The following is a 15,793-nucleotide window of genomic DNA, read 5'->3' on the forward strand; positions in this document are numbered from 1 at the left end:
ATCATCTCCTTCGCTTGATAATCATCAGATAATTCGCTTTAATAGTGCCATGAAGGAACAAATCGGAATCGATAGACTGACTGGGTTGATCGCATTCGCTCGGGCCGGCTCGCTCGGAAGCTACACCGCCGCCGCCCGCTCCTTGTCCATCTCACCCTCGGCGGTCAGCAAAAGCATTCAGCGGCTGGAAAAGCAGCTCGGCGTTTCGCTTTTTGCGCGTACGACACGTTCCCTGGCCCTGACGACCGAGGGGCGCGATCTTCATGAGCGTGCGCTCAGGCTGCTGCACGACGCAGAAGATATAGAGCAGGCGGCAAAAGCAGCGCGCACCGAGCCCGCTGGCATTTTACGGATTGCAGCATCGTTGCCTATCGGCCTGCACGTAATAGCGCCGATGCTTCCTCAGTTTCGCAGGCTCCATTCGAGGGTCAATATAGATCTACGTTTGAGCGATCACATGGTTGATCTTATCGAAGGCGGCTACGATATAGCGGTCCGCATTGGTGATGTGGCAGATTCGCGCCTGCTTTCGCGCCGCCTTCTGCCACATCGGCTATGCTGTTATGCCTCGCCCGAATATCTGGCCGGGCGCAGCCCGCCGACCAGTCCAGACCAATTGGAAGAGCACGAGACTGTCAGCCTGCGCTACCAGAGTAGCGGCCAGCTGTTCCGCTGGCCTTTCCACGTAGGGGACAGGGAGGTGGAGATTGTGCCCACCTCTAGCATTATCGTTGACGCGAGCGAAGCCGTGCTTGCGACGATCGCAGCAGGTGCCGGAATCGGAATGGCAACCAATTTCATGGCCAGCACTTGGGTGAGGCGTGGAGCGCTTATTCCGGTTCTGGCCGATTATGCGGTGGAACGGCACAACATCACGGCGCTGTGGCCCGAGAGCCGGCGGTCAAACCCGGCCGTCCGCGCTTTCCTCGACACCTTAGTGAAGTTGTCCTGACAATGGCAGCGAATGTCTGCTTCTGGGGCGACGCTGACTAGGCAGCATTTGCCAAAAGCGGGCGTGAGGACAGATGACCACCCGTCGACAAATTCCCCAGATTTCTACAAGCGGCGTTAAGCAGCCACCTTATCCAGCTCCAACAGTGCCTCCGAGGGGAGCTCTATCCTGGCCGCGGCGAGGTTTTCTCGCAGATGTCCCCGTGACGATGTGCCCGGGATCAGGAGAATGTTCGGCGATCGCTGGAGAAGCCAGGCAAGCGCAACCTGAATCGGCGTGGCGTTGAGCCGGGCGGCCACGTCAGACAGGGTAGAGGATTGCAGCGGCGAGAAGCCGCCAAGAGGAAAGAACGGCACATAGGCAACCCCTCGGGAGGCGAGTGTGTCGATTAAGGTTTCGTCCTGCCGATGCGCAAGATTGTACTGGTTCTGCACGCAAGCGATGTCGGTGATCTTTCCGGCGTCCTCGATTTGCTTCGCCGTGACGTTAGACAGTCCGATATGCCGGATCAGTCCCTGTTGCTTTAAACCGGCCAGAACTTCAAGAGGCTCGTCCAGCGAGCCTTCCGCGGGGCCGTGCACGTCGAACATAGCGCGCAGGTTGACCACATCGAGCACATCGAGTCCGAGATTGCGGAGGTTGTCATGAACGGCCTGTGTCAGCTCCGCGCGCGAGAACGACGGATACCACGAAGCGTCCGCGCCCCTGCCTGCGCCGACCTTGGTGACGATCACAAGGTCGTTGTCATAGGGATGCAAAGCTTCGCGGATTATCTCGTTTGTAACATGCGGGCCATAGAAATCGCTGGTGTCGATGTGGTTGACGCCGCTTTCCACCGCCTCGCGCAGGACAGCTATGGCCTCCGGACGATCGCTCGGAGGCCCGAAAACGCCCTTGCCTGCAAGCTGCATCGCGCCATAGCCCAGCCGGCGCACCGTATGATCGCCAAGCGTGAAGGTTCCTGAAGTTGCAATAGTGCTCATGGTCCATCTCCTTGTGTTCCTCCAAAATAGACAGGTGGCATATACGCTACAAGAAGCTATAATCCGGACAGGTTGTCCGTGAAGACGGACAATTGTTTTTTATGTTTGGAGAGCAGGGTGTCGGATTTAACGGATCTGAATGCGTTTTTACTGGTGGCTCGATCCAAAGGTTTCCGGCAGGCCGCGCGCGAAAGTGGAGTCAGCTCCTCGGCGTTGAGCGATGCGGTGAAACGCCTCGAAGAAGACCTTGGGGTACGACTATTCAATCGCACCACCCGCAGCGTGCTCCTGACGGATGCAGGACGTCTCTTGCTAGAGCGCACCGGACCCGCATTCGCAGAGGTGGCATCGGCACTCGACGAGGTGAAAAGCAGCCGCGGCCGCACCTCGGGGGACCTCAGACTCAATGTTCCGATGAGTGCGGCAAGGCTGGTCCTGCCTCCGATCGTGCCGCCGTTCCTAAAGGCCTACCCGGAAATAAGGCTGGAAATCGTGACCGATGAGAATTTCGTCGACATCATAAAGAGCGGCTGCGACGCAGGCATCCGTTATGACGAACGTCTCGAACAGGATATGGTGGCTTTGCCGATCGGACCGCGCCAGCAGCGCTACGCCCTTGCCGCGTCGCCGGGTTACCTTGCAAGAAGAGGCAAACCGCAACATCCACAAGACCTGCTTTCGCATGATTGTATTTTAGGCCGGTTTTCGGGGCGCGCGCTTCCCTCCTGGGAATTCGAACGCGATGGGGAAGAAATCGCCATAAATCCCAAAGGTAGCCTCGTTGTTCAGTTCGGCGGCGGCACCGATCTTGGCATCGACGCAGCCATTGCCGGTTCTGGCATTATTTATATTTTTGAGGACTGGCTAAGGCCACACTTCGATAGAGGAGACCTGGTACCGGTGATGGAAGAATGGTGGCTGCGGTTTTCCGGCCCGTTCCTCTATTATTCTGGACGGCGGCTTGTGCCCGCGCCTTTGCGCGCATTTATCGATTTCGTGAGACAATCGCACAAAGATGCAGCGAAATCCTTGCAGCCCGGCCCGTGAATTCAAAGTTCTTAGCTCTGTTTCTTGCCGCCGGCATTGGTCGATCCATCGTGCATATCGCGATAACACGCATCATGCATTGGATTAGAGCGACTATTCAGACATGGGCACGTCTTGCAGTAATCCAGTCCGTTAATCAGATATCGGATGCAACAGATGCGGCGGAGACGCTTTGGCTTGCCCTCGTATTGACGGTAGAGGATGGCCTGAAAAGCGGGTTACGTGAGCCATCTGCCATGTGAGGCGATTCAAGCGGTTCCAGCGCATCGGCCACGCCATGGCCGCAAGAAATGTTTTCAGCGAAAAGATGACGTTCCCGCTGGTGACAACTGGCCGGGAACTCACACCTCATCCCCCGGCAGTGTGGCCTTGCGCTCGATGCCTTTTTCATCGGTGGTAACATTGTCTGCGAGGCCGTAGGTCGCTGGCGACACATAGAAAAAGAATGGTGCAGCGAGGCAGGCGTGCAGATAGGCTTCGACAGGGTCAGCGCGCACAACAGTCGACATGGCCGGAGGCTGGCGGGCAAGCAATGCTCGGGCTTTCGAAAAAAGAATGCCTGTAATCCTTTTCAGAACAGCGGCACGATCCGGCCTTGTCCCCATCAGGGATGGGGGCAGGATGCAGAGCCTGCGAGGTCCTTTCGAGGTCAGACGAATTTCGGTCCGGACGATATCCGACCACCAGCGGTCGTTGTGTTTTTGAAGTGTCATGATCACCCTCCAGCTTCTTGCGAGATGACCCTATCGACAAACCGATCGGACGAATTTAGATATTCCCTCTAATGATCACTAAATACCTCCAGCCACCACTATCCCTGTCCGGTGCCCTCGCCGACCATGATGTCGAAAGCTCTTCATCGCGCGTTCGCGCTGTGAGGATCGACGTGTCTCAAAATGAACGCGAGGCTCCCGAACACCAGCACCGTAAGGACCAGCTTGTCATGCCGCTGCTGGGAGGCGTGACTTGTCGCGTCCCAAGCGGCATGTGGATGGTTCCGCCTCATTGTGGCGTCTGGGTTCCAGGGGGCATGCGTCACAGCAATGTGGCCACCGCCAACGCACGTTTGTTCTTCTTGTTCATCGAGCCGGGGGCTGCCGATCTGCCGAACCGGTGCTGCACGCTTTCCCTGTCTCCGCTCGTCAGGGAACTGATCATCGAGATGGCCGACCAATCGGCTGCCGCGACTGCTGACTTAGAGCTCATGGAAACGCTGCTTCTGTCGGCATTGTCGCGGATGCCGGTCGAGCATCTTCACCTCGCGCTGACGGACGAGCCCCGGCTTGCACGCATTGCATCCGAGCTGGCAGACGATCCATCCAATCGCAGTACGATGGCGCAATGGGCAAAACGAGTGGCGATGAGTGAGAATTCGCTCGCCCGTCTCGTTCAAAGCGAAACGGGCCTTACCTTCGGCCGCTGGCGACAACAATTGCAGGTGATTGTCGCAATCCGAAGCCTTGCAGCGGGGGCAACGGTGCAGCAGGTTTCGGGGGATCTTGGATATCAATCCGTCTCTGCATTCATAACCATGTTCAAGAAAGCGCTTGGCACATCGCCTGCCCGATATCTGGGAAACTTCGACCGCTGAACGTTAGAAGGTACAGCGACACCTGAAAGGAAATCGGCCGGCTGGCGGAGCTTCCTCCCAATGGACACTCTCCTACCGCAATGGTTTTTACGACCCGCCTCCCACGTGCCGCCATGCGCGCATTTCTCGATTACATGAGAAGCTATAACGGTCAAACGAAGGGCGCGCTAGAACGCCTCGACATTGTCGATCAGCTGATCGACCAGCGACTGGACCGCTGCGCTTCTTGCCCACGCCACATGCGGCGTGAGGATGAAGTTCGGCAAATCAAGCAGACGCATGAGTGGACGATAGTATGCGGCAGCTCGGTGATGACAACGTCGAGGCCAGGCCCGCACAATCGCCGCATTATCGGCGCTGGTTTTTAGAATGACGACCTCTCCAGACGATCACCGCAAAAGTTGCTGGGCCCACACCTGCGTTCGGGACATTTTGCACTTTTCCAATATCCGCCCGGTCAATAACCTCCGGTGAGAAAAATCGTTTCGCCCGTCATGAAACTACATGCCTCCGACGCCAGAAAGACAGCTGCCCCCACCATCTCTTCCGGTCGCCCGGCACGCCCCATCCAGTTCAACGCGCTTACATATTCATTCCAGCCCTCCGGATCCTCGACGCGGCGGTGAGCGTTGCGGTCCGTATCGATGAGGCCGGGAGCGAGAGTATTGAGCAACACGTTGTCGCGGGCATAATCTCTAGCCTGACTTTGAATTAAATTGTGCTGTGCGGCCTTCGTCGCCGCATAGGCGGTAACGACGCTTTTAGGCCTTAGCTGATTGACTGATCCTATGGAGACGATCCTGCCCCATTTCCGAGCCGACATTCGCGGCAGTGCCGTCTGCAGCATGTCGACCGTCGAGCCCAGATTGACCGCCAGTTGAAAGGCCAGATCACCTGGCATCAGCGCCGATAGAGTGGCATTGATCTGGGCACTGGCGTTGATAACAAGGATATCGAGTGGTGCGATCGCCTCTGCTCGCTCGATAAGATCCCGACCAGCCCCGACTTCGGAGAGATCGCCTGCCAGATGATCCGCCGTTCCCCCGTGCGTAACAATCCGCTCATGTACAGCCGCTGTGGCGCCCGGCTTGACGCCATGCAGGATGACATGGGCACCTGCCCCAGCCAGCCCTTCGGCAATCGCCGCTCCTATCCCACGGCTTGAACCGGTAACGAGCGCCACGCGGCCCTTCAGGCCAAAGATGTTTTCAAGGTTCATCCTTTATCCTTCGAACAATGAGACATGCGCACCGGAAACTCCCGGGCGGCAGGAAAACAGTCCACCTGACAGAGGCGCGTCGGCGAGTGTCGAGGCCGGCAGGCGGGTGCGGGCGCTGGTGATGAACAGCGTCGACAGATCCGGGCCGCCAAAGGCGATGCTGGTGGGACGGGGCACCGGCATCTCAATTACCTGGTCGAGCTTCCCGTTTGGAAGATAACGGCGCACGGACCAGCCATCCCAGATCGCACACCAGACCCCTCCTTCCGCGTCCACCGCAAGACCGTCCGGCCGGCCGTCGGCGACGGGAATGCGTGCGAATTCGCGGCATCCCGACAGCGTTCCGGTCGCGGGATCGCAATCATAGGCGTGGATGAGGCCAGGTACCGTGTCAACAAAGTAGAAGGTTTTCCCATCCGCGCTCCAGCCGAGGCCGTTAGAGACAATGATGCCGCCTTCCTTGCGTTCGAATGCGCCATCGGTGCTGATACGATAAAGCGCACCCGTGGGCTTGGAGGCGTCAATCCTCATCGATCCCACCCATATCGCACCGTCAGGCCCGCATTTGGCATCATTCAAGCGATTGTCGACGATGCCTGCCTCCGGGCTGACGAATGGTGTGAGGCGACCTGATGCAAAATCCAGCCATTCGATCCCATCCTGAGACGCCACCAGCAGGCGCCCACCGCGAACCGGAATGACCGCGCTGACCAACTTCCCGGTCTCGCAGGTTTCGTTCCGGCCACTCGCTGGATCAAACCGGTGGACAGCGGGATGAAGAATATCGACCCAGTAGAGCGTATTTTCGCCATCGTGCCACACTGGACTCTCGCCAAGCTGTGCGCCCCATGGCAAGACGCAACTCAGCTCGGCACTCGGACGGCCGGTGACAGACCGGGGCTTGGGCCTGGAACTAATGGCGACAGCCCCAGCCGCACCCGTGATACGGCGGGCGGCAGCAATCAATTCGCGCCCGGCTGGATGGATATTGGAGGAACTGAGCCGCGATGAAGGGCCAAGCGCAACAAGCACGCCGATCGGCGTATTGTCGCGACCCATGACAGGCGCGGCTGCCGAATTTACACCTGGCAAGTGCTCCTCATAAGAAATCGAATAACCACGTGCCCGGGTCAACGTCAGGTCGGCCTGGAGCGCATCGAGCGTGGTGATGGTTTTCGGGGTCTGCACATCCAGCGTCAGACGGTCCAAGAGGGCGCGGCCGACGGCGGGGTCCTGAAAGGCGAGCATTGCCTTGCCGGGTGCTGTGCAATGCAGGGGGACGCGGCGCCCCACCTCGACGCGCACAGAAAGGCCATTCGGCGAACGTTCGGCCAGATATTGCGTCATCGTGCCGTCAAGCCGGCACAGCGCAACCGTTTCCCCCAGTTCGGCCGCTAGCCGCTCGAGTTCCGGGGTTGCCGCCGAGACGAGATCGAAACTCTCCCAGACCCTATGGGACATTTCCAGAAAACGCTGGCCCAAAACATAAGTCCCCCGGGCCGCATCCTGACGGACGAGACCATAGGCGATAAGGGTGCGCAGGATGCGTGCAAAGGTCGGCTTTGGCAGGCCGGAGGCGCGCAACAACTCGGCAAAACGTAGCGGTTCCGGCGCGTCGGCAACCATATCGAGCAGGGTCAGCCCTTTGGCCAGCGCCGCCGTGCCGCCCGGGGTATCGGGCTTCATCGCCTCTGCTCCTTCGCGAGTCGCCCCAGCCTTGCGGCCGCCGCTTCGTCCAGCATCCGGTCCATCGTCCATTCTGCTTCAAACCCCAAAGTGTTTCTGATCCGCTCGTTGGACGTATGGTAATAAACGCCGTCGCCGGGAAAATCGACTGTCACGATGGGAAGGCCGGTCAGCGCCGCAATCTTCGGCAGAAGCACGGCGAAATCGGCGGGTTCATCCGCGCCGAGATTGAAGATGCCGCCCGCCGCGTCGGGGTGATCGAGAGCGAGCAGAATTCCTGCCACCATATCTCGTGTCTCGGTTATATGCATGCGGAACGGCCGGCCGTTTTCGTTGCGCGCCAGAATGTGCGCGGGTTCGTCGATATCGCGAGACTGGAGCAATTCGGCGATGACGGTGTTTCCGAAATTCTGCTGCTGGCGGATGCGCGGCCGCAGGAAAAACCGGGGACCGGAAAAGAAACTCTCTTCGTCCAGCAGTTCCGCCGCATCCTGCGTATGCGAAAACCGCAGGATCACCGTTTCCATGGTGCCGCTTCGCTGGTGAAAGCGCACCAGCTCTTCGCCCAAAAGCTTGGTCAGGCCATAGGACGAATTGGGGCAAAGCGGATGATCCTCGGTGACCGGCAGGAATTCCGGTCGGTTTTCCGGATAGACCTCGCCTGAGGAAGCGAACACGAAACGCCGCAGGCCAGATGCTGAAGCGGCATCCAGAAGCCGGCGCGTACCCTCGACATTGACAGCGAACATACGATCGCGATCCGCCGGAGCCCAGGACATGAAGGCTCCCAGATGCAGGACGGCGCTCACGCCCTTCATAGCTTCGGACAGTGCCTGCGCATCCTCCAGCGACCCGACGACTTCCTCGCCGCCGGTTCCCGATGGCCTGAGATCAAAACCGCGAACGGTGCGGCCCTGTGCGCGCAAGGCGGCGACAGCGGCACGGCCGACACGGCCCGCCGATCCGGTGACGAGGATCATAGCCGTTCTCCGGTCTTTGCATCGAAGAGATAAAGCTTGGCCGGATCGAACCCGAGCCGGAGTGCCTCGTTGCCAGGAAGATTGCCGGTATGCGAGACGCGCGCGATCAGACCCTTGGACTTGCCCTCCTCGCCATCGGCCACCCTTGCGCCTTCCGCGTCGAAATAGACGTATTTTTCCGATCCGAGGCTTTCCACCAGCGTCGGGTGAACATCGAAGGTGACCGGCGCATCGCCGAGAACGAGATGTTCCGGCCGCAGACCGACGATCACGCTGCCTTGGCGATCAGCCGCGCCCGGCACGGAAACATGTTGTCCAAACAGGGTAACAGTGCCGTCACGCAGTTGCGCATTGAGGAAGTTCATGCCCGGCGAGCCGATGAAACCGGCAACGAAAAGATTGGCCGGGTTGTTGAACAGTTCGTCTGGTGCGGCAATCTGCTGGATGATGCCGCCCTGCATGATCACGACCCGGTCCGCCATGGTCATGGCTTCCACCTGGTCATGCGTCACGTAAACGGTAGTGACCCCGATGCGTTTGTGCAAAGCGCCGATTTCGGCACGCATATGGACACGCAGCTTGGCATCGAGGTTGGACAGCGGCTCGTCCATGAGGAAGGCTTGCGGCTGGCGCACGATGGCGCGACCAAGCGCGACGCGCTGCCGCTGACCGCCTGACAGATCCTTGGGCTTACGATCCAGATAGGGCGTCACTTCCAGAATGCGCGCCGCATCGTCGACCCGGCGGTCAATCTCATGCCGGTCCGTGCCGCGCATCTTCAGCCCGAAGCCGATGTTCTGGCGAACCGTCAGATGCGGATAGAGCGCATAATTCTGAAACACCATGGCTATATCGCGGTCCCCGGGCGCCAGATCCGTGACTTCATTGTCGCCGATGAAGATCTGCCCTTCGCTTGCCGGTTCGAGACCAGCAAGGATTTTCAACATCGTCGACTTGCCGCAACCGGAAGGTCCGACCAGCACCACGAACTCGCCGTTCTCGATCTCAAGCGAAAAGGGCCTGAGCACGTTGAGCGCGCCATAGGACTTGCTGACGTTGCGAATGGAAATATTGGCCATGCTTATTTCTCCGCGCCAGCGGTCAAACCGCCGACCAAATAACGTTCAAGGAACAGATAGATTGCGATGATCGGCAGCGCGATGAACACCGATGCGGCGGAGATGTCGTTCCAATAGGTGACATATTCGCCCTGCATCGTGGTGATGCCGAGATTGGCGGTCCAGTTGTCCGGCGAGTTGACCAGAAAGGTACGCGCATAGGCGTAATCGGCCCAGCTGAGCACAAAGGCGTAAAGCGCGGTGGCGGCAAGCCCCGGTGTTGCGATGGGAAGCACGACACGCACCATGGCGCCGATCGGCGAGCAGCCGTCGACCATGGCAGCCTGTTCCAGTTCCTTCGGGATCGTGTCGAAATAACCCTTCAGCATCCAGGTTGCGAAGGGAATGATCATGGTCGAATGTGCAAGCACAAGCGTCCATAGGCTGCCGATCAGACCGAAGCTCGAAAAGATCGAAAACAGCGGGATAACGAGTAGCGTGGCGGGCAACATCTTGGCTGTGAGAACGAACATTCCCATGGTAGCGCCGCCCCGCATCGAATAGCGGGACAGGGCATAACCGGCGCTGACCGAAACCAGCATCGACAGCGCAACCGAGCCGACAGCGGCAAGCATCGAATTCCACAGCCACAGAAGGATCGGCTTTGCCGCCCAGACACGGGCAAAAATGTCCCATTGCGGATCGTCCGGCCAGAAAGTCGGTGGCAGGCGGTAGAGTTCGTCGGTGGTGGAAAGGGCGGTAACCAGCAGCCAGTAGACCGGGAACAGGATCATCACCAGCGTAAAGATCACCGTCGCGTAGAGGGCAAGGCTCTGTGCAAAGCTACGTTTCATCAAAGCCTCCTCAGTAGATTGATTTCGAGCGCCGGCCGAGCATCAGCAGGCTGGCAATGATGCAGATCACCAGCGTCAGCACGCCGACGGCGGCGGCGCGACCGAAGTTGTGATACTGGAAGGCCTGGTCGTAGGTCATGATCGACAGCGTCTGGGTTGAACGCAGCGGGCCGCCGCCGGTCAGAACCTTGATGATGGAAAAGTCGCGGAACACCCAAAGCAGGGTCAGCACCAGCGTGACCCCGAGAACCGGCATCAGCAACGGCATGGTGATCCAGCGGAAACGCTGCCAGACACTGGCGCCATCCACCTTGGCAGCGGCGTAATAATCGGTGGGAATGGACTGCAGACCCGCCAGACACATGATCGACACGAAAGGAAAGCCCTTCCACACCATGGTGATGGCAACGGCCCAGAAGGCGGCCGTGGAACTGCTGACCCAGGGGATCATCTGGTCGGTGAAACCAAGCTTTATCGCCAGCCAACCGAACAGGCCGAAGGACGTGTCGAACATCCATGCAAAGATGACGACCGCGATGATTTCTGGCACCGCCCAGGGCAGCGCCATTCCCAGCCGCGCGACGGTGCGGCCCTTGAAGCGATTATTGGCGAGAAGCGCCGTGCTGAGGCCGACTGCGACGCTGCCGGCGGTTACGACGATGACCAGCTTTAGCGTCACCCAGCAGGCCAGCCAGAATTCCGGCGAGGAGAACAACCATGTGTAATTGCTCAGCGAAAACGGCCGGCTGGCACCGCCAAGCCGTGGTATCTTGACCTGCTGGAACGACAGGTCGATGGCCAAAACGAGCGGCCAGACGATGATGGCGGCAACCATCAGGACTGCGGGCGCAATCAGAATATAGCCGAGGAGATGTTGCCGGCTGGGGCGCGCAAGATCGAAGAACTTGCGACGCCCAGCCCGAACGGGTTCGGTCATGGATGGTCCTCCTGCCGGATGCGGATGATGGCCATGGCCCTTTCCGGGCCATGGCAAGACAACGGGATCAACCCTTGATGGCTTCGGCCTTTGCCTGCATGGTTTTCGCCACCGCCGCCGGATCGAGATCCTGAATGATCATCCGCTGGCTTTCTTCCATCACCATCTTGCTGAACTCGTTGTAGAAGAGCTCAAGTCCGGTCGGAATGCGGTCGATCCCCGCCTCGGACGCGGCCTTCATCGTCTCGATCAGCACCGGAAAATGCGGGATGGTCTTTTCGACACCCGAGACGTCGGCGGTCGGGCTTGGCGGGGTGTTGCCGCCAAGGGTGGCATAGCTGCGCTGGAATTCCGGTGACATCGTCAGCTTGATGAAATCCCAGACCAATGCCTTCTGGTCGTCGGGAATATCGGCTGGCATGGCGAGTACATTGGACGAGCCGCCAAGCGGCGGATGAAGCGGCGGGGCGGCGTAAACGATATCAGCCTTGGCCGAACCCTTTTCGGTCGTACCGTAAAGCCAGGGCCCATCAAGCCGCATCGCCATCTTGCCATCGGCAAACAGCTTGCGCACGTCGCTGGCGCTCATGTCGACCGGGCTGATCCCGCTTTTCATCACGGTTTTCCAGCGTGAAAGACCCTCCACCATCTGCGGCGTATCGATGGTGATATTGCCGTCCTTGTCGGTCCAGTAGGCGCCAGCGTCGAGGATGTAGTTCAGCATCTCCGTCAGATATTGACCTGGACCGCCTTTCGTTTCATGGCCTGTGCCGAACTGGTCGATGATGCCGTCGCCGTTCAGATCCTTGGTCGTCGCCTTCGCAGCGGCCAGAAACTCGTCATAGGTCTTCGGAACCGCGACGCCCGCTTCTTCGAGAAGCTTCTTGTTGTAGGCCATGACGAAACCGAAATAGTTGGTCATAATGCAGACGGTTTCGCCATTCCATTCGCATTTCTGCTGGCCGGCCCAGCCCGTCATGTCGATGTCGTCCTTCTTCAGCCACGGGTCGAGCGGCTCCAACCATCCACTATCGGCGAACATTTGAAACTCGAAGGACGCCAGATGCACGATCTGCGGCGGCTGGTTGGCCGCAAAAAGCGTCGTCATCGTGTCGGCATACGAGCTGCGCTCGGCCTTGGTGAATTCGATTTTCACGCCCGGATGCTGTTTTTCGAAGGCGGCAATGGCCGAATGCCACCATTCGCCAGTGCCGGCATCGTCCGTCTGCCAGGAAATGAATTTCAGAACGGTATCGGCCCTGGCCGGGGCAAGGCTGCCCATTGTCATCAAAACGGCGGTCGCGGTGCCGAGCGCCAATCGGCTTATTGTTTTGTTCATGGCTTCCTCCTCCAAAAAACCAGTTCAGATACGTTCAATCAGACCGAGTGCCGCCTCCGACGGCCTTACCCCAAGTCCGGGTCCGGACGGCAGGTGATACCTGCCCTCCCGGCAATCCATGTCGCCTTCCAGCAGGTGACGGTTCGGCTCGAAGATCGAATGCTGGAATTCGTGACCTTTGAGCGTTGGCAATGTCGACGACGCCTGCAGGCTGGCGGCAAGAAATATGCCGGCGCCAACGGTGGCGTGCGGGATGACATCGATGCCGTGCTCGGAAGCAAGAGCACCGATACGGATGAAATTGGTGATACCCTTATGGCCCATTTCCGGCTGCACGATCGCAATGCGGCAGCGCTCGACGCGGGCGCGCATATCCCAATGGGTGCGCCATTCCTCACCAACTGCAATCGGCACTTCGGTGTTCTTCGAAACCTTCTCCAGACCCGCAATGTCCTCCGTCCAGACCGGAGCCTCTGCGAACCACGGGTCGAAGGGCTGCATTTCGGCAATCAGTTCCAGCGCCCGTTCCGGCGTCTGGTTCCAGTGCATGTCGGCGGCGATCTTCGCATCGGGTCCAAGCACCTTCCGGAGATTCGCCATTTCGGCCGCCGGGCCATCGTCTGCCACCGGCGTTGCGAACTTGAAGGCGTTGAAACCGCGGTCCTGCCAGTATTTCGCCAATTCCCCGCGGGCCTTGAGCGTCTTTTCAGGCAGGCCTGAAACATAGGCCGGAAACGTATCCACGCCGCCGCCGAGCAGGTCGCGAACGGACTTGCCGGCTTCCTGTCCGGCAATATCCCATAGCGCAATATCGAGCGCGGCGAGCGCATCCACGTAGAAGCCACCGGTATAACCGCGCACCCGCATCATGTCGTAAAGGTCGTCATAGATCGCCGAAGGGTCCGAAGCATCGCGGCCGATCACGAAACCGGCGAGAAGATCGTTGATGAGAGCGGCGACCGCACCGGGGGCGACGATACCGTAGGTCTCACCCCAGCCCACGACGCCGGCCTCGGTCCTCATGCGCACCAGCACGCTGCGGTCGAAGGTCGGGTAAACCGTGCGATTTCCCTTGCGTACGATATAGCCGTTGGGATTGACCACCTCACCTTCACGCAAGGCGCCGAGATAAGGCACTTTGCGCGGCTGGGTCAGGGTGAAGACTTCGACGCTTGCGATGGGGCTGTTCATGCGGCCTCCACGGCAACGAGGCCAAGTTCGACCAGATTGGCGTCGATATCGGCAATGGCCGCCGCATCAAGCTCGGGTGTCGGCGCACGCACACCGACGCCTTCGATCACGCCGCGACGGGCCAGCACATATTTGGTCAGCCGCATACGATAGACCGCCTGCAGCACCAGAAGAGGCAGGGTGCGGACATAAATCCGACGAGCCTCCTCCTGCCGCCCGGCAACAAGCGCCCGATCGATGGCAACATGTTCCTCGGCGATCTCCAGCGCCGGCATTGCGGCCGTAGCACCTCGGGCATATTCGTCGAGAATGTAACGCGCGCCGCCCCCGCCGATGACGCCCTTCAGTGTCGAAGGCGCATGGGCGACGATGTGGCTGATGGCTGGGCCGGCAGGAAGCGTCTCTTCCTTGACATAGGTCACCTGCGGCAACGCCCGCACGATCTCCACGATCGCCTGCGGCGAAAGGTCGGAGCCGCGCGGCGCGGGCGCGTTCTGCAGGATGATTTCAACTTCGGGCAGCGCCTCGACGATCCTGCCGAGGAATTCGATCAGCGCCGGCGCATCCGTGCCGACCGACTTGGGCACCTGCACCATCAGGTGGCGGATGCCAAGCGCCGATGCCGCCCGCCCGTGCTCAACCACATCACGCCAGTCGGCCGCACTTGCCCCGGCCACGACCGGCACCCGCCCGGCTACCACATCGACGACAATTTTCAGCAACGCCGCACGCTCGGCGGCATTCAAAGTCTCCACCTCGCTGGCGAAACCGGGAAACACGACACCATCGACGCCCTTGTCGAGCGCAAAGACCACCAGTCGCTTCATACCCGCTTCGTCAATGCCGCCATCAGCCAGAAACGGCGTAGGCAGAACAGGCAAAATCCCCTTAAGGCCAGCCACCATCTTTCTCCTCCCGATTAAGTATCATATTTTGATACCTTGAATTCACTAATTGACACTATATAGACTTGCGACCTATGACAAGCCCCAAGATGAGATGAACGAGGAGGTTCAAGACATGGCAGCACCGGCGACATCGATCATCGTCGATTGGGGAACGACATCATTGAGGGCGGCGCTCGTTGATGAAGGCGGCGAAGAACTCGATCATCTTGAAACCGCCGACGGTATTTCGAGCCTTGGCAAGGGTGAGCACGAGGCGGCGCTGATGGATGCACTCGCACCCTGGTTCTCAAGCCATGGGGCCTTGCCCGTCGCCGCACTCGGAATGATCACCAGCCGCAACGGCTGGGTCGAGGTCGCTTATGTGCCGTGCCCGGCCGGCCCAGCGGAACTTGCCGCCGGCACGGTGCGCAGTTCGTTGCCGAACGGGTCCGATCTCGTCTTCCTGCCCGGTCTGACCGACCCCGCGCGCCAGCCCTTCCCGGACGTGATGCGCGGCGAAGAAACCCAGATCGTCGGCCACGGCCTAGGCGAAGACGCCACCTTGATCATCCCTGGAACACACAGCAAATGGGCGCGGGTGAAGGCGGGAAGGATCGATGGCTTCCAGACATTCGTCACTGGTGAAATCTTCAACCTGCTTATCAATCACTCCTTCATCGCGCGCGGTTCCACGCAGCCGCCGGTCGATGATCAGGAGGCCTATCGCTGGGGTCTGACAGAGGCAAAACGATCCGCCGCCATGCTGTCGCTGCTGTTTTCGGCGCGAACCGGCGGGCTTGCGGGCCGGCTTTCGCCGGATCAGTTGCGATCCTATGTGCGGGGACTGGTCATCGGGCAGGAGTTTCGGCAAGCCCGCGAGGCCGGATGGTATGCGGAAGGAGACGAGGCAGCTATCGTCGGCAATGACGGGCTGAACGATCTCTATCTGGTTGCCGCCGATGTGTTCGGGCTCAAGACATCCATGGGTGCGGATGACGCCCTCACAAAAGGCGCTCTGACTGTCCTGCAGCAAGCGCTTTTATAACCCTTGCCGATCGCCGGTTGCCGA

General features: G+C 59.7%; 16 protein-coding genes. 4 read left to right on the plus strand and 12 right to left on the minus strand.

Annotated features, from left to right (window positions below; translation table 11 throughout):
* The first annotated feature begins 49 nt into the window (after window positions 1-49).
* On the plus strand, window positions 50-952 hold the full coding sequence (locus ACQZ45_RS21450; RefSeq protein WP_142851294.1) for a LysR family transcriptional regulator: 903 nt from the start codon (window positions 50-52) through the stop codon (window positions 950-952).
* Between the two features lie 116 nt (window positions 953-1,068).
* Here ACQZ45_RS21450 and ACQZ45_RS21455 read toward each other — a convergent pair whose 3' ends face one another.
* Window positions 1,069-1,935: an aldo/keto reductase family oxidoreductase gene (locus tag ACQZ45_RS21455; RefSeq protein ID WP_080863844.1), complete on the minus strand. Its 867-nt coding sequence runs from the start codon at window positions 1,933-1,935 to the stop codon at window positions 1,069-1,071.
* A gap of 117 nt (window positions 1,936-2,052) precedes the next feature.
* Between ACQZ45_RS21455 and ACQZ45_RS21460 the strand changes: the two genes are divergently transcribed.
* A complete protein-coding gene (locus tag ACQZ45_RS21460; protein WP_013637462.1) occupies window positions 2,053-2,982 on the plus strand; it encodes a LysR family transcriptional regulator in 930 nt (309 codons plus the stop codon).
* Window positions 2,983-2,993: 11 nt separating this feature from the next.
* Here ACQZ45_RS21460 and ACQZ45_RS21465 read toward each other — a convergent pair whose 3' ends face one another.
* The gene (locus tag ACQZ45_RS21465; RefSeq protein ID WP_309582996.1) at window positions 2,994-3,185 is read right to left on the minus strand and encodes a (2Fe-2S)-binding protein; all 192 of its coding nucleotides are present in this window, start codon (window positions 3,183-3,185) and stop codon (window positions 2,994-2,996) included.
* Between the two features lie 138 nt (window positions 3,186-3,323).
* Entirely contained in the window at window positions 3,324-3,695 is a 372-nt protein-coding gene (locus ACQZ45_RS21470) for a hypothetical protein (protein WP_013637460.1), read from the minus strand.
* A gap of 71 nt (window positions 3,696-3,766) precedes the next feature.
* Between ACQZ45_RS21470 and ACQZ45_RS21475 the strand changes: the two genes are divergently transcribed.
* The gene (locus ACQZ45_RS21475; protein WP_448742540.1) at window positions 3,767-4,573 is read left to right on the plus strand and encodes an AraC family transcriptional regulator; all 807 of its coding nucleotides are present in this window, start codon (window positions 3,767-3,769) and stop codon (window positions 4,571-4,573) included.
* 457 nt (window positions 4,574-5,030) lie between these two features.
* On the opposite strand, the gene ACQZ45_RS21480 is transcribed toward ACQZ45_RS21475, so the two are convergent.
* The 9 genes from ACQZ45_RS21480 to ACQZ45_RS21520 all read right to left on the minus strand — a co-directional run bounded on the left by ACQZ45_RS21480 (window position 5,031) and on the right by ACQZ45_RS21520 (window position 14,742).
* Window positions 5,031-5,792, minus strand: coding sequence for an SDR family NAD(P)-dependent oxidoreductase (locus ACQZ45_RS21480; RefSeq protein WP_013637457.1), 762 nt, complete (start codon window positions 5,790-5,792; stop codon window positions 5,031-5,033).
* 3 nt (window positions 5,793-5,795) lie between these two features.
* Entirely contained in the window at window positions 5,796-7,478 is a 1,683-nt protein-coding gene (locus tag ACQZ45_RS21485; RefSeq protein ID WP_142851295.1) for an SMP-30/gluconolactonase/LRE family protein, read from the minus strand.
* Window positions 7,475-8,458 (minus strand): NAD-dependent epimerase/dehydratase family protein, encoded by a 984-nt coding sequence (locus ACQZ45_RS21490; RefSeq protein WP_013637455.1) that lies wholly within the window; start codon window positions 8,456-8,458, stop codon window positions 7,475-7,477. The genes ACQZ45_RS21485 and ACQZ45_RS21490 overlap by 4 nt, the downstream gene beginning before the upstream one ends.
* On the minus strand, window positions 8,455-9,537 hold the full coding sequence (locus ACQZ45_RS21495; RefSeq protein ID WP_013637454.1) for an ABC transporter ATP-binding protein: 1,083 nt from the start codon (window positions 9,535-9,537) through the stop codon (window positions 8,455-8,457). Before ACQZ45_RS21495 ends, ACQZ45_RS21490 begins: the two co-directional genes overlap by 4 nt.
* Window positions 9,538-9,539: 2 nt before the next feature.
* Complete coding sequence (locus ACQZ45_RS21500) at window positions 9,540-10,370, minus strand: carbohydrate ABC transporter permease (RefSeq protein ID WP_003492168.1); 831 nt, start codon at window positions 10,368-10,370, stop codon at window positions 9,540-9,542.
* 10 nt (window positions 10,371-10,380) lie between these two features.
* Entirely contained in the window at window positions 10,381-11,307 is a 927-nt protein-coding gene (locus ACQZ45_RS21505) for a carbohydrate ABC transporter permease (RefSeq protein ID WP_013637453.1), read from the minus strand.
* A gap of 67 nt (window positions 11,308-11,374) precedes the next feature.
* Window positions 11,375-12,646 (minus strand): ABC transporter substrate-binding protein, encoded by a 1,272-nt coding sequence (locus ACQZ45_RS21510; RefSeq protein ID WP_142851296.1) that lies wholly within the window; start codon window positions 12,644-12,646, stop codon window positions 11,375-11,377.
* 24 nt (window positions 12,647-12,670) lie between these two features.
* Window positions 12,671-13,837 (minus strand): mandelate racemase/muconate lactonizing enzyme family protein, encoded by a 1,167-nt coding sequence (locus ACQZ45_RS21515; RefSeq protein WP_142851297.1) that lies wholly within the window; start codon window positions 13,835-13,837, stop codon window positions 12,671-12,673.
* A complete protein-coding gene (locus tag ACQZ45_RS21520) occupies window positions 13,834-14,742 on the minus strand; it encodes a dihydrodipicolinate synthase family protein (RefSeq protein WP_003517164.1) in 909 nt (302 codons plus the stop codon). Before ACQZ45_RS21520 ends, ACQZ45_RS21515 begins: the two co-directional genes overlap by 4 nt.
* 115 nt (window positions 14,743-14,857) lie before the next feature.
* Here ACQZ45_RS21520 and ACQZ45_RS21525 point away from each other — a divergent pair, with 115 nt between their 5' ends.
* A complete protein-coding gene (locus ACQZ45_RS21525; RefSeq protein ID WP_142851298.1) occupies window positions 14,858-15,769 on the plus strand; it encodes a 2-dehydro-3-deoxygalactonokinase in 912 nt (303 codons plus the stop codon).
* Window positions 15,770-15,793 lie beyond the last annotated feature (24 nt).

This window comes from Agrobacterium sp. 16-2014-1-2a (assembly GCF_053522705.1).